Source organism: Pedobacter sp. BG31 (assembly GCF_042464845.1).
Taxonomy (GTDB): domain Bacteria; phylum Bacteroidota; class Bacteroidia; order Sphingobacteriales; family Sphingobacteriaceae; genus Pedobacter; species Pedobacter suwonensis.
Window position 1 is genome coordinate 22,618 of the sequence record NZ_JBHNZK010000021.1, and the last position, 15,418, is coordinate 38,035.

Annotated in this window: 10 protein-coding genes and 1 tRNA gene; 6 read left to right on the top strand and 5 right to left on the bottom strand. The window is 41.3% G+C overall.

Annotated elements, in window-relative coordinates:
• Positions 1-68 precede the first annotated feature (68 nt).
• The 5 genes from ACFE6N_RS20095 to ACFE6N_RS20115 form a co-directional block, all read right to left on the bottom strand.
• A tRNA-Ser gene (locus ACFE6N_RS20095) sits at positions 69-153 on the bottom strand.
• Positions 154-326: 173 nt separating this feature from the next.
• Positions 327-773: a DoxX family protein gene (locus tag ACFE6N_RS20100; RefSeq protein ID WP_134204038.1), complete on the bottom strand. Its 447-nt coding sequence runs from the start codon at positions 771-773 to the stop codon at positions 327-329.
• 198 nt (positions 774-971) lie between these two features.
• Entirely contained in the window at positions 972-1,793 is an 822-nt protein-coding gene (locus ACFE6N_RS20105; RefSeq protein ID WP_378939435.1) for a response regulator, read from the bottom strand.
• Positions 1,778-4,948, bottom strand: coding sequence for a two-component regulator propeller domain-containing protein (locus ACFE6N_RS20110; RefSeq protein ID WP_378939437.1), 3,171 nt, complete (start codon positions 4,946-4,948; stop codon positions 1,778-1,780). Before ACFE6N_RS20110 ends, ACFE6N_RS20105 begins: the two co-directional genes overlap by 16 nt.
• Before the next feature lie 190 nt (positions 4,949-5,138).
• A complete protein-coding gene (locus ACFE6N_RS20115) occupies positions 5,139-5,657 on the bottom strand; it encodes a hypothetical protein (RefSeq protein ID WP_378939439.1) in 519 nt (172 codons plus the stop codon).
• A 467-nt stretch (positions 5,658-6,124) separates the two neighbouring features.
• Here ACFE6N_RS20115 and ACFE6N_RS20120 point away from each other — a divergent pair, with 467 nt between their 5' ends.
• The 6 genes from ACFE6N_RS20120 to ACFE6N_RS20145 all read left to right on the top strand — a co-directional run bounded on the left by ACFE6N_RS20120 (position 6,125) and on the right by ACFE6N_RS20145 (position 15,321).
• Entirely contained in the window at positions 6,125-9,328 is a 3,204-nt protein-coding gene (locus ACFE6N_RS20120; RefSeq protein WP_378939441.1) for a SusC/RagA family TonB-linked outer membrane protein, read from the top strand.
• Between the two features lie 19 nt (positions 9,329-9,347).
• Positions 9,348-11,252, top strand: a complete 1,905-nt coding sequence (locus tag ACFE6N_RS20125; RefSeq protein ID WP_378939443.1) for a RagB/SusD family nutrient uptake outer membrane protein — start codon at positions 9,348-9,350, stop codon at positions 11,250-11,252.
• 12 nt (positions 11,253-11,264) lie between these two features.
• Positions 11,265-11,966, top strand: a complete 702-nt coding sequence (locus ACFE6N_RS20130; RefSeq protein WP_378939445.1) for a DUF3823 domain-containing protein — start codon at positions 11,265-11,267, stop codon at positions 11,964-11,966.
• Between the two features lie 170 nt (positions 11,967-12,136).
• On the top strand, positions 12,137-13,102 hold the full coding sequence (locus ACFE6N_RS20135; RefSeq protein WP_378939447.1) for a glycoside hydrolase family 43 protein: 966 nt from the start codon (positions 12,137-12,139) through the stop codon (positions 13,100-13,102).
• Positions 13,103-13,188: 86 nt separating this feature from the next.
• Positions 13,189-14,214, top strand: a complete 1,026-nt coding sequence (locus ACFE6N_RS20140) for a family 43 glycosylhydrolase (RefSeq protein ID WP_378939449.1) — start codon at positions 13,189-13,191, stop codon at positions 14,212-14,214.
• A 27-nt stretch (positions 14,215-14,241) separates the two neighbouring features.
• A complete protein-coding gene (locus ACFE6N_RS20145; RefSeq protein WP_378939451.1) occupies positions 14,242-15,321 on the top strand; it encodes a 1,4-beta-xylanase in 1,080 nt (359 codons plus the stop codon).
• Positions 15,322-15,418: the final 97 nt, after the last annotated feature.

Here is a 15,418-nt window from a genome sequence, read left to right on the forward strand (position 1 = left end):
GATTGTAAAGACGAGACAAAACGAAAAAAGCCTGAAATCATGCGATTTCAGGCTTTAGTTTTTTCAGGCGGAGAGCGAGGGATTCGAACCCCCGGACCTGTTACAGTCAACAGTTTTCAAGACTGCCGCATTCGACCACTCTGCCAGCTCTCCGCTGCAAAAGTAGGAATTTGGCGTTAATCTCCAAACCTTTTCCGATCAAATATTTTAATTAATATTTTAAGCCTTGCTAATCATTTAGTTAGGATGGATAAAAAAATAAAAAAGCATCCATAAACAGCCGTTTCATGCCGTTAATCGTCACAATCGGTTACCGTTAACTTTAACTAAACTGCTTCTTTAGGATTAATTTTCTGTCGTTCAACAGATAAATATCCATTCCCTTCAATGGCGAAACAGATTAATCCGGCCAGTACCGAAATGGAAATCCAGAATTCAGAATAGGGTTTAAAAATTCCACCAGAGATATTGATGAAGAATACGGCACCGATCAGTATCGGTAGGTTTATCAGGCAGAATGTGCGGGTGTACGTACCCAGTGTGATGGCCAAACCACCGATAATATGTAAAACAATAATAAGGTGCGCCAGCAGGCTGATGCTGATTGCCGTACCAAGAAAAGCACCTCTCATTAAATTACTAAAAGCTTGCATATTGATATAAAAATCAATGCCTTTCCACATTAACACGAGGCCTAATAAGATTCTGAAAAAATCAAGCCATTTTGGGTGGTGGTGATCGCCCCAGTTTTCGATTTTCTTAAGCATTTTCATAGCTTCTATATTTTGGTTATTACAATTTACACATAATAAATATTAATAACAATACGTAGCTAATGATTTGAAATTGAGGAGACTTTTGCCTATTTGAGAGGGGTGTTGACAGAGCGGTCATGATCACCACTAAAATGTATGCGGGAAAAATTACGCGGCCGATTTCTCCGTTCCGCTTCAGCCGAAAATCACGTTAATTTATCCTCTTTTCTTCTCTGCTATTTTACTGTTCACATAGTCAGTAGGCGACAGGCCAAATTGTTTTGCAAAATTCCTTCCAAAATGTGATTGTGAACTATAACCCACCAACTCCGAGATTTCGTAAATTTTCAATAATCCCTCATTTAAAAGTTCCGCAGCTTTTTTTAACCTTGCTAAATTAATCAGTTCATTCGGACTTAAATTGGAAATGGATTTAATTTTCCGGTAAAGCGTTGGCCGGCTCATGTTCATCTTTTCTGCCAGATGCTCCACGTCAAGATCCTGATTGCTGATGTTTTGGTTAATGGTATCCTGTAATTTTTCCAAAAATAGCTCATCTGCCTTAGAATAGGCCATGCTTTTCAGGTGGAGGAGGGGAGAATTGGAGAAATATTCTTTGATTTTGTTTCTGTTTTTAAGCAGACTGGAAATCTGTACCTGTAAAAACTCGGGTGAAAAAGGCTTTTCTACATAGGCATCGGCACCCAATTCTAACCCCTCGATTTTAGATTGCAACGAATTTTTTGCAGTCAGCAAGATTACAGGGATATGGCTGAACTCCATGGTCGATTTTACTTTGGCACAAAATTCAAAACCGTCCATTTCGGGCATCATCACATCGCTGACAATGAGTTGGACAATTTCACTTTGTAATATAGCAAAGGCCTCTTTACCGTTTCTGGCTTGTAATACACGATATTTTTCTTCCAGATCATCCGAAATGAAATCAAGGATATCTTCGTTATCGTCAACCAATAACACCACAGCCCTGTCTTCATCAGTATCTTTAATGGTAAACCCAGTTACAATTTCTTCCATTTTCCGTTCAGGTTAAATTCTATCCGTTGATGGATCGGCAGCGCTAATACAAAGATATTAAATCCATCCTCATTAAAATCCAAATAAAGTTCCCCTCTGTGCAGCTGCGCAAGCGATTTTGATATCGATAGGCCTATTCCTGTCCCTGCCTTTACCGCTGTTTCTTTGCCCCTGAAAAAAGGTTCAAATATCTTGTCCTTAATTTCTATAGGAATCCTGTTCCCATCATTTTTAACCTTCACCATAAACTGACCGCTTTCCGGCAACGATAAGTTTATCTCCACAGTACTTCTTCCATATTTAAGCGCATTGCTGACCAGATTGCTGATTATTTTATAAAAAGCTTCAATATCGATATAAGCATGGAGGTTTTGCTCTGGTAAATGAAGGTTATATACAATGTTTTGCTGTTCTGCAGCTGGCTGGAACTGTAGAAATATATCTTTTAAAATTTCAGAAATGTCGGCTTTTACGAAGTTTAATGAAAATTCGCTGGTTTCCGTCTTTCTGAAATTCAATAATTGGTTGGTTAACTTGAGCAATCGATCAGTATTCCGGGCCATAATCCGCAAATTCTTTTCTATCGCAGGTATAGCATTTGCCTGTTTAATCAGTTTCTCCATCGGCCCGATGATCAACGTGAGCGGCGTTCTGATTTCATGAGCAACGTTGGTGAAAAATTCGATCTTGGCCTGGTAAATTTCCTTCTGTTTTTCATGCTCAAAAACTTCCATCCGCCTGCTGTTTTTTACTGCAATTTTCCGATGGTAACTTCGTACCAGGAAGAAAATAATTCCGCCTGTGGCCATCAGGTAAATTAAATAGGCAAGGGGACTGAAGTAAAAAGGAGGATATATTTTAATCAGCAGTTTAGTGTTCTTGGTACTCCAACTGTTACTTCCTTCAACGAGTGCTTTTACCTCAAAAATGTAATTGCCAGGCGCAAGTTTGGTAAAATAAACTTTCCTGTTAGTTTTTAGATATTCCCAATTTTTATAAAGCCCCGTCATTTTATAAGCATACTCGGTCATTTCGGGCGATAGGTAGCTTAAAGCCGCAAAATCGATGCTGAAAGAGGATTGATTATGATTAAGTTCGACAGTATCGGCATAAACGATTGATTTATTGTCGAGCGGATCTTTCACGTTAGACCCCATTTCTGAACCGTTGATCTGAAATCCGGTCAAAAATACGGGTGGCGCGTACGTTGACGTCTTTAAATTGGCCGGATTAAAACTGACCAATCCTTTTACACCACCGAAATAGATCTGGCCACTTTCATCCTGATAGGCAGAACTGTAATTAAACTGATCGGAAAGTAATCCGTTAGCTTTTGAATAGGTTTTACTTAAGCCCGTAGCCGGATCAAAATGGATAAGCCCCCTGGTACTGCTGATCCAGAATTTGTTTAAGGTATCTTCCTCAATGCGGAACAGGTAATTGCTGGGGAAGCCATTTTTTACTCCATAGCGCTTAAACTGATGTTTTTGCCAGTCAAACCTGCAGAGCCCTCCGCCATCTGTAGTTACCCAAATATGCTTTTGGCTATCTTCAAAAATACTATTTACGGAGTTATGGCTTAAACTTTTTGCATCATTCGGGGTATGCCGGTAGTTTACATAACCTGGTTTGGATAAATTAAATTGAAATATACCATCGTTAAAACTGCCCGCCCAAATATTACCCTGGCTATCTTCTATAACCGAATAATAAAAAATAAAAGGAAGCCCTGCAATAGGGTCAAAGTCATCTCTTTTACGGTTGTATCGGTAAATGCCATTAATGGTCCCGACCAATATTTCGCCCGATCGCGTTTTGCAAAAAGTAACGATAAAATTGGTACGCAGAGCGTTTCCTACACCGGCCTGGTAGTGTTTAATCACCTTTTCTGTTTTCAGGTCTAAAACATCCAATCCATGTTCAAAAGTACCGATCCAGAGTTTGTCGCCATCAACCAGTAAGCCGTGGATATTGGAATAAGCAATGCTCCCTGGTTTACCATCTGGCAAAAAATGTTTAAAGATACCTGTTTTTACATGGAGCTTATTCAGGCCGGCATCTTCCGTACCGATCCATAAATTACCTGCTCCATCTTTTGTAATTTCCCTTACATCACTTCCGCTGATTGAATTGGCGCCATTTTGCGGAAAGTATTTGGTAAACAATGAAGTATGGCTTGAGTAATAATTTACTCCTCCAAAGTAGGTACCGGCCCAAACACCACCTTCACGGTCGATACAAATGGTATAAACCGCATTATCGCTTAAAGAATAATCGTTATTGTACTGCTTTTTGAGGTGGATAATAGCTCCACTCTCGTCATTATAAATGTAAATACCAGATTCTGTGGCAATCCAAAACTCGTGTGGACCTGTCTTTTTTATGTCTCGGACGAAAATTGGCGTTTTGTCGTCGTTCAACTTCAGTATATTTTTTGATGTTAGGGTAACAGGGTTGAAAAGTTTAACTCCTTGATTGGTAGTACCAACCAATAAATTTCCGTTTTCAGTTTCTGCAATCCTGGATACCCACCCGTATTCAGCTTTGGCATTTTTTCCATTGATGTTGAACTGCTGAAAATTATTTTTTTCTGGAATGTACTTTTCCAGCGTTCCCTTTCCGGTACTGATCCATACACTGCCATCTTTTAGAACGGTAACCAGCGAGGCATCAAATGGTGCGTTATGCGCAAACGCCCGTATTTTCCTGGTATGTTTTTGATATAGATAGATTTTGAATGAAGAAAGGATCCACAGATTTCCCTGCTGATCGCTAGCCAGATCGATAATCCGCATCCCTTTAGTCGCCTTAATCATGGCGAAACTTTCCTTTGCAGGATTATATTGGTATACACCATTGTTTGTACCTACCCAAAGGGTCTGTTGCTGATCGTGGTGGAGCGCATAAATCAGATCGTTGCCCAAACTTCCAGGCTGGTCAGGATCGTGGCGGTAGGTTTTAAAAGCATAACCATCAAACCGGTTCAGACCATCTTTTGTGCCAAACCACATAAAACCGTTTCCATCCTGCACGCTGCAAAAGGCCGTATTATTGGAAAGCCCGTTTTCTACCTGGTAATGCCTGAAATAGTAGGGCTGCGCCCAAAGCAGGTTGGCAAAAAATAACAGGTATAAAAGGATGGTCAGTTTTTTCAAGAGATCTCGGTCAGTAGCTTCAAATATATTAAAGAAATGACTGCCTTTTTGCCTAAATAAAATTTGAGCAGATATGTAGAAAAATTGAGACAGATTTTATTTATGAAAGCTTTAAAGATAGAAACTCATTTTTCTATGGATATGAAACCTGCAAACTGTAACCTGCTAACTATGAACTGATAACTGCAAACTAATAACTGCAAACTGATAACTCGGGCTTTGCAGGGCTGCGCTTCGCTCCGGTACCGATTAAGGATCGGTACTGAACCCTTACAATCCCTAACGCAAAACCCAGCGCCTGATCCAAATTAGGATTACCGGCCTCTGTTCCTAAACCTGCCAGCTGCCCAGCCTGAAGTGCCTCGGCTATACGCCTGGAATCATTCCTGTCATTCTTGTTCTTTGTCCCTTTATCGGTCCGTGGAACATCTGCAGCATTTACTGCAATACAGCTTATTGAACGAACCGCAAAAGCACGCTGTATCCAGAATCCACAGAAACCACTTTCGTAGGCACATTCATAACGAGCTTTAGGATAGTTGGTTAAAAGAAAATTCCACAGTCCATCAACTGATGGAGGAGACTGGACAAAGCTTTTGAGATACTGTCTCCCCAGATACAGTGAAACTGTCCAGCTTTTAAGGTGCACATCGATGCCACAGCTTATCGTATGACCGCTAAAATCTAATTTTTCTGCTAAATTTGTCATGATCTTAGTTCTATTCTTTGTTTAAATTTAACATTTGTGGCTTGCTTAAGACCACTTGAACTAAGATCACTTTATTACATAGATACTGATAGAACGGATAGCCCGGAGCGAAGAATGAGTGAGGACTTGAAGAAATAGTAGAGCTTCCTTAATCGAAAAGCATCAGCCCCATCATTTCCAAAAAAAATGCGATATAGATCCTGAGCTGAACTCAGGATGACGCGTTGAGGGGCACCCTCCGTGTGTTCCGTGCCTCCGTGCCAAAATCGTCCTAATCAAATATCCGTGGTTAAGTCTCATTTTCAGTTAACTGCATGACAAATATCATTCATCACAAATCGAGACAAAATGAAGAAAGATTGATACAAATGTATATCCTTCTTAAAAGCTAAAAACCGAATCTTTGAAAAGAATTAATTGGAACTAAAACCATTTACTTCCAGTAATAACCAAATCTCTAACCAAATATGAAAAGAAGTTTATTCTCCTATGACGGCTTTTTAAGCCCGGATTGGTACTTGCTTCAAAAGCTATTTTTGAAAAGCAAAATCCGCTCTGCTATTTTAACCTCGATTACCTTACTCTTATTTTCATTTCAGCTTATTGCGCAGGAGCAAAGTACCGTTACCGGTACCGTGACCGACGAAAAGGGCGAAACAGTTGTAGGTGCCAGTATTAAAATTAAGGGCACAAGTACGGGGGCAACAACAGATGCCGACGGAAAATTTAAAATTCAGGTTACCGATAAAAATGCGACCCTGATTTTTATCTATGTAGGTTATGCCAATCAGGAAATTGCACTCGCAGGGCGTTCTCAACTTAACGTTAAACTTAAACCTTCCAGCAACGATCTTTCAGAAGTGGTGGTAGTGGGCTATAACACACAGAAAAAGGAAGCCATAACAGGGGCCATTTCTTCCATCAGCAGTAAAGACCTGGAGAAGGTGCACGGTGGCTCAACCGTAAGTACGGGCCTTGCTGGTAAACTGCCCGGTGTATCGTTCCGGATGCCTGACGGCAGACCGGGATCGAGTGCCAACATCCAGATCCGTAACATGGGCAACCCATTATATGTTATAGATGGGATTCAGCAGGATGCTGGTCAGTTTAATAATATCTCACCTAACGATATCGAAACCATTAGTGTGCTAAAAGATGCTTCGGCCGCTATTTATGGTAGCCGGGCTGCTAATGGGGTAATTTTGGTGACAACTAAAAGAGGAAAAAACAGCACGCGTAACACCTTTAGCGTTGACGCTTATACCGGATGGCAGAACTGGGTACGTTTCCCGGAAACTACCGATGCTTACCAATGGAAAGTGGGACAGGCTACAGCAGAAATGAACCAGAACGGAGCAACCAGTATTACGCAGGCTGAACTGGATAAATGGAAAGCTGGCACTGAATTTGGTTACCAGAGCCAGAACTGGAAAGATATCATCATTGCGCCCAATGCGCCACAATCTTCGATTAATTTAAGCGCTTCCGGTGGCAGTGACAAGGTAAATTACTACTTTTCGGGTACACACTTAGATCAAAAGGGGGTATATGGAAAGGCCAGGGAGTTCGATTTTAAAAGAACCAATATCCAAAGCAATATTGAAGCTAAAATAACCGACCGTTTTAAAGTGGGGATGCTTATTAATGGCCGTATTGAGAGCCGCGACCAGCCGGGCGTACCAGGTGGAGATGATTATTGGGCTGCCCGTTTTGCTTTATTGAGAAACAGGCCAACAGAGCAGGCTTATGCCAATGGCAATCCTGATTATCCGAACGATATCGGGCACAATACCGAGCAATTCGCCGTGCAAAGTAAAGCCTTAAGCGGATACTGGAAGTCAGACTGGAGGGTTTTACAGACCAATTTATCAGCCAGTTATGATACGCCTATCAAAGGATTGGAAATTAAAGGTTTGTATTCTTATTATATCGCCGATAATGTGATCAATGGTCATGAGTATACCTACAATGTATATAGTTACCACCCTGAAACCGGTGTTTATGAAGAAAAAGTAGGAAGCTCTAATCCTTACCGGGAACGCAGGAACGAAAAGATATACACCAATACTTATCAGTTGCAGGCCAACTATAACCGCACTTTTGGCAAACATACTGTTGGTGGTGTTTTAGTAGCAGAGCGTTTAGATCGTTTCAGGACCTATACTTTCCAGCATGCGGTACCACAAACGAATATTTTGCCTGTTTTGCAGTTTGCAGATATGGACGGGCAGGACTTCGCCGATATTCAGGAGGAAGAAGCCCGCATCGGATATGTAGCCAGGTTAAACTATAACTATGACAATAGATATTACCTGGAACTTTCTGGCCGTAGAGATGCCTCGTGGAAGTTTGCACCCGACAGGCGTGTAGGTTATTTCCCTTCCGCATCCATTGGCTGGAGAATTACCCAGGAGAAATTTATGAAGTCGCTTTTAGGTGAAAGCACCATTTTAAATGATCTGAAACTTCGGGCTTCGTATGGCGTACTGGGAGATGATGATCTGGGTATCGATCCTTTTGCCTACATTCCGGGATACCGCTATAACCAAGGTACTGTAATTTTAGACGGAAAGAATATCACCACTTCAAGGGATAAAGGTCCGGTTATCAATAATCTTACCTGGTTTAAGAGCAAAATTACAGATATAGGTCTTGATTTTTCGTTGTTCAACAGCAAACTTAGCGGAACTGCGGACTATTTTTATCGAAAACGTACTGGTTTAAAACAGGTTAAAAATGATGTGCTGGTGCCAATCGAACTGGGGTACCCATTAGCAGCAGAAAATCTGGAAAGCGATGCGCAATTCGGAGCCGAATTTGCGTTAAATTACAGGGATAAAATCGGAGAATTTAACTACAACGTGGGTGGAAATATCTCCATCAGCCGGAGAAAATTTCTAGAGCAGTACAAGCCTCGTTATGGCAACTCATGGGACAATTACAGAAACAGCTATAATCAGCGTTATACTGATATTTTTTGGGGATATGAAGTAACCGGACAGTTCCAGAACAGTGATGAGATCAATAACTATAAAGTTAACATTGATGGGAAAGGAAACCGCTCTTTATTGCCAGGCGATTTAATTTACAAAGATCAGAATGGCGACGGTATTATTGATGGTTTGGATGAAAGACCGATTGGTTACACCACGTCAGGACAACCAAACATTGGCTTTGGTTTCACCATTGGTGGTTCTTACAAGAACTTCGATTTTACTGCAGATTTTTCTGGAGGCGCGATGTATTCATGGAACCAAAACTGGGAACAGCGTTGGGCATTCCAGAACGGAGGAGCATTGCTGCAGAATTTTGCTGATGACAGCTGGCACCGCACCAATCTTTACGACCTCAACAGTCCCTGGGTAGCAGGGAAATACCCTGCATTGCGCTTTAATGACGGCGGACACAGCAACTACAACAAAAATTCTACTTTCTGGCTGCATAATGTAAGGTATTTACGTGCCCGTACGCTTGAGATAGGCTATACCATACCAAAAAGATGGGCCGAAAAAATCAAGATTCAAAATGCCAGGGTTTATGTAAACGGATACAATCTGTTTTCTATCGATAACCTGAGCGATTATGGGGTGGATCCGGAAATCGCAGATGATAACGGTTTACAGTATCCTCAGAACAAGTTTTTTAACATAGGACTTAAATTAACGCTGTAACATGAAAAAGACTAATCAGATGAAAAAAATTATATATGCATTTGCCGCCATTGCCTTTTTAAGTTTTGCGCAGTCGTGTAAAAAAGATTCAGCATTCTTAGATAAACAACCTACCAGTACGCTACCTATTGATGCGGTATGGAAAGACCCAAACCTGGTGCTAACTGTTGTTGGCGATCTTTACGATCGGTATCCGGATTACCAGACCATTGAAGCATGGTGGACTTTCACCGGTTTTGACGAGGGTTTTGCTTCGGCTAGTGGCGATTATTTTCGCCATCAGAATTTAGAGTACGGTTATGATGCCTGGAGATATTGGGATATGGGCACTTATGGTTATATCCGCGACTTAAATATGTTTATTAAACGCGGACAGGAATCTACCGCACTAAAAGCAGAAGACCGTGACCGTTTCCTGGCCGAAGCACGTTTTATCAGGGCAGGAGTATATTTCGAAATGGTAAAAAGAATGGGAGGTGTGCCGTTAATTACAACTGTTCTGGATTATGATTATAGTGGCGACCCAAGCTATCTTCAGTTTCCAAGGGCAAAAGAAACCGAAATTTATGATTTTGTAATTGCCGAATTGGAAGCCGTTAAAAATATATTGCCTGATGATGCGACCGTGCAGAGCAGGGCTACAAAAGCCGCTGCATTAGCCATGGAGTCTAGAGCAGCATTATATGCAGGTTCAATTGCCAAATACAGCAACTCGCAGTTAACCTTACCTGGCGGAGAGGTGGGCATATCATCAAGCCTAGCCAACGGTTATTTTACCAAAGCTTTAGCTGCGGCCAAAGAGATTATAGATGGTGGTAAATATTCATTGTACAAAAAGAATCCCAATTTGTCTGAAAATTTTGCCGCGCTATTTACGGATAAAGGCAGCAATCCTGAAGTGATTTTTGCAAAAGATTTTAAGTTGAAAACCAATAAGGTTCATGGTTTTACCATTGATAATCAACCACGTTCTTCAGCCGAAGAAGCACAGGGCGGGCGTTTAAACCCATCCTTAAATCTGGTACAGTCATTCGAAAAACTGGATAATACCTATGCATCCATGGCTTCGGTTGATGGAAATGGTAACCCGGTATACTATACCAGTATCACCGATATTTTTGCAGGCCGTGATGCACGTTTGGCTGGAACAGTGATTCTTCCGGGAACACAGTTTAAAGGCAAAACGGTTGATATCTGGGCGGGTTATCAATTGGCTAATGGAACAATCATTACCGGAGATAATTTCGGGCAGAGCAAAAGTGAGGTATTGCCAGATAATCCGGCATCTGTACAGGTAGTAGGAAGAGATGGCCCTGTTGATGGATTGGAATTCAGTGCACAATCTGGTTTTTATGTCCGCAAGTATCTGGATCCGGCAACAGGGTCAGGACAGATTGGTACCCGTAGTGATGTTTGGTGGATCCGCTACCGTTATGCGGAGGTGTTGTTAAATGCAGCCGAAGCCGCTTTTGAACTAGGTGATCCGACTACAGCTGCAAACTACATGAAACAGGTAAGAGACCGTGCTGGTTTAACTACAGCTTTAATACCTGCACAAATCACTTTCGACCGTATTGTACACGAGCGTAAAGTAGAGCTAGCTTTTGAAGGACATGAACTTTGGGACATGAAACGCTGGAGACTGGCTGATAAAGTTTGGAATGGCAGTAACATGTCGGCGGCCGATTTTATTAATGCTACAAATATAGGTAGCGCGACACGCACCAGTACGCAGGTATTTGGCTTGTGGCCCTACAAGTATTATAATCCTGGAAATGCCAACCATTTAAAATATATTTTTAAAGTAATCAAACCAAGCCGCGTAACCGCTGCACACCGGTTCCGTATCGGTAATTATTACTCTTCTATCGGGCAGGATGTGCTTAACGGAAACCCGAAAATTATAAGAAACCCTAACCAATAAGCAGATATAGATATGAAAATTAGATTTTATTTCATGATGGGGGCACTTATTGCCATACTTTTTGTTTCGTGTAAAAAAGATAATTATGATGCACCTGAAGCCGATTTTACCGGACGGATTGTGTATAAAGGTGAATCGATTAGTGTTCAGTATGGTCAGGTGAATTTCGAACTCTGGCAGTCGGGTTTTGGTAACTACGCTGCCCTGAACGTGAATGTGAGCCAGGATGGGACCTATTCTGCCAGGTTATTCAACGGAGATTATAAACTTGTTTTTTCACCTAATCAGGGGCCTTTTTTATGGAAAAAGAATGCTGCTGGTAAACAGGATACCATTGCGGTAAACATTAACGGCAATAAAACCATGGATATTGAGGTAATGCCTTACTACATGATCCGCGGGGCTACCCTCACCGCTGCGGCAGGCAAAGTAAATGCTTTTTGCAAGCTCGAAAAAATCATTACCAATGCCGATGCTAAGGACATTGAAAATGTGTCGCTTTACATTAACAAAACACAGTTTGTAGATGGTAGCAATAACATTGCTGCCCAGCAGATTAGTGGCGCAGCCATTGCCGATCTTAATAACCTGAACATGAGTGTAACGATCCCAGGCATTACGCCAACTCAAAATTATGTATTTGCCAGAATAGGCGTTAAGATTGCTGGTGTTGATGATTTAATTTTTACACCTGTGAGCAAAATAGGTTTTTAATTAATGACAGTATCCACTAGAAAATCGTCATCTCGACTGTAGCGCAGCGGAATGGAGAGATCTATAAATAGATTTCTCGACTGCGTTGCACTTCGCTCGAAATGACGATCTCTTATAGGAATGGCGATATCTTGAAAATCAGTACCTTATCTTTAGTTAAACCTTTGCTAATGAAATATATTTACGCCTTTTTTTTCTGTTTTTCACTATGTTTCATTAGCGAAAAAATAGTTGCACAAAAGCTAAATGATACCCTATACCTTGCTGATCCAACCATTTTCGTAGATAAAGGCAACTATTACTTATATGGTACCAGCAGTGACCAGGGATTTTTGGTTTATGTTTCAAAAGATCTCAAAACCTGGAAAAGAAAACCAGGAATTGATGGTTTTGCTTTAAAAAAGGGAGATGCCTTTGGCAACAAAGGTTTTTGGGCCCCGCAGGTATTTAAAAGGAAAAATACTTATTATATGGCTTATACTGCTGACGAGCAGATTGCGGTTGCTTTGAGCAAGAGCCCGTTAGGTCCGTTCAAACAGGAAACATTAAAAGCCATCTCAGGCACAGGGAAGCAGATCGACCCATTTGTATTTACCGATACAGATGGTAAAAATTACCTCTATCATGTTAAACTTGATCGTGGAAACCGGATTTTCGTAACCGAACTGAAGGCTGACTTTTCGGATATCATCCCGGAAACAACACAGCCCTGTTTGGCAGGAACAGAACCCTGGGAAAATACGGCTAAAACAGATTGGCCGGTAACCGAAGGACCAACAGTTCTTAAAAAGAACGGCCTTTACTACCTCTTTTACTCCGCAAACGATTTCCGGAATCCTGACTATGCGGTGGGTTATGCAACTTCAGGCTCACCCAAAGGACCATGGGTAAAATATGCAGGCAATCCGGTAATCAGTAAAAAATTACTGAAAATAAATGGTACCGGGCATGGCGATTTCTTTACCGACAAAAATGGAGCCTTACAGTATGTATTCCATACGCACCATAACAATCAAAAAGTATCGCCAAGGGCTACAGCTATTATCAAAGCTGTTTTTGTAAGCGATAAAAATGGTGGTTACCATCTGCAGATCGATTACGAAAGTTTTCGCTTTTTAATAGAAGAAATCAATTGATTTAGTATAAATATCAGAAAAAAAAATAATTTTAAAAGATTACGAAAATGCAGCAGCCTGAAAAAGACAGGCTTTAAGTTTTGAAAATGAATAAATTAAAAATAAAATTATGGTTTGCATTATGCCTTTTAGTGATTGGCGGATTAAATGCGCAAACATTTACCAACCCATTGCTGCCATCTGGCGCTGATCCTTATAGTTATTATAAAGATGGTTATTACTATTACACCCATACCACTGGTAACAGGATAGATCTTTGGAAAACCAAAACCTTAGCCGGTTTAAAGGACGCAGAGCGTAAAACCATTTGGAAAGCACCAGCAGGAACCATGTACAGTAAAGAAATCTGGGCGCCTGAAGTGATGTTTTTAAGGGGAAAATGGTATGCCTATTTTGCTGCGGATGATGGAAGAAACGAAAACCACCGCATGTATGTGTTAGAGAATGCTTCGGCCGATCCAATGAAAGGAGAATGGATATTTAAAGGAAAAATTAGCGACCCCACCGATAAGTGGGCCATTGACGGCGATGTGATTGATTTTAAAGGCCAGTTGTATATGATTTGGTCGGGATGGGAGGGAGATAAAAATGGTAAACAGGAGATTTTCATTGCCAGGCTTAAAAACCCCTGGACGGTAGACGGGCAACGCGTAAAAATTTCTACCCCAAAATTCGACTGGGAAAAAAACGGTGATTTAGGCGGAGGAGAACATGTTGATGTTAACGAAGGACCACAGTTTTTGGTGCATGGAGGCAAAGTTTTTATCATTTATTCGGCCAGTGGTTGCTGGACCGATTTTTATGCACTGGGCATGTTATCTGCTTCTGCAAAAAGTAACCTGCTTGATCCTGCTTCGTGGACAAAATTTACTAAACCTGTTTTTCAGCAGTCGCCAAAAGATGGCGTTTATGCACCAGGGCATAATTCATTTTTTAAATCGCCTGATGGCAAAGAAGATTGGATCCTATATCACGCCAATGATAAGCCGGGCCAGGGTTGCGGAGGTTTCCGTTCACCCCGGGCCCAAAAGTTCTTTTGGAATAAGGATGGTACACCAAATTTTGGTACGCCGGTAAAAGCAGGAGCGCGCTTAGCATCGCCATCAAACTAAAACAAAAACTAATCAGATAATACCGATATGAATTTAAAAAACTATGCGCTATTCGCCGCATTAAGCCTGATCGTCAGCACTGGCTTTGCACAAAAAACAAAAAAAAGCACAGAAGCTGCAAAAGTCTGGCCTGTAGAAAAGGCCAATGCCTGGTACAAAGAACATCAGTGGTTAACAGGTGCAAACTATATTCCTTCCAATGCCATTAACCAGTTAGAAATGTGGCAGGCTGATACCTTTTCGCCCGAACTGATTGATAAAGAACTGGGCTGGGCCGAAGGCATCGGCTTTAATACCTTGCGTGTTTTCTTGTTCAGCAAAGCCTGGAGCCAGGATCCGGCGGGTTTTAAAAAGAGAATGGATCAGTTTTTAACCATCACTCAAAAACATGGTATTAAACCGATGTTTGTTTTTTTTGATGATTGCTGGAATAAAACTTCGGCTATTGGCAAACAGCCTGCACCAAAAACAGGCATCCATAATTCAGGTTGGTTACAGGATCCCGGCGATCCGGCTTTTAAAGAAGAGGCCAATTTTCCTGAACTTGAAAAATATGTTAAAGATGTGCTAAGCCATTTTGCCCATGATAAAAGGATTTTGCTCTGGGATTTATATAATGAACCTGGTAATAGTGGAAAGCTGGAGGCCTCCATCCCTTTGCTAACTAAAACCATCAGCTGGGCAAGAGCTGTCAATCCTGATCAGCCCATTTCCATCGGATTGTGGAGCTGGGGTTTTGAAAAGCTTAACGAGATACAGCTGGCCAATTCAGATATTGTAACTTACCATAACTACGAGGCACCGGAATGGCACCAAAGAACCATTGATCTGTTAAAAGCTAGCGGTAGGCCATTAATTTGTACTGAATATATGGCACGGACGCGCAACAGCCGTTTCGCTAACATTTTGCCGATGTTAAAAGAAGAAAATGTTGGTGCAATAAACTGGGGTTTTGCTGCGGGTAAAACCAATACCAAATATGCCTGGGATACACCGCTTGCAGACGGATCTGAACCGATTGAATGGTTTCATGAAATCTTTCAGCCTGATGGTACCCCTTATCGCCAGGATGAAGTTAACCTGATTAAAAAACTGAATAACAAATAAATGAGGGTCAGTCTGAGCGGAGTCGAAGACCTTAGTTAAAATAAAGATATTTATTTTTCTACAGGTTATCATTTGTCGACTTCAATTGAATAGTCGT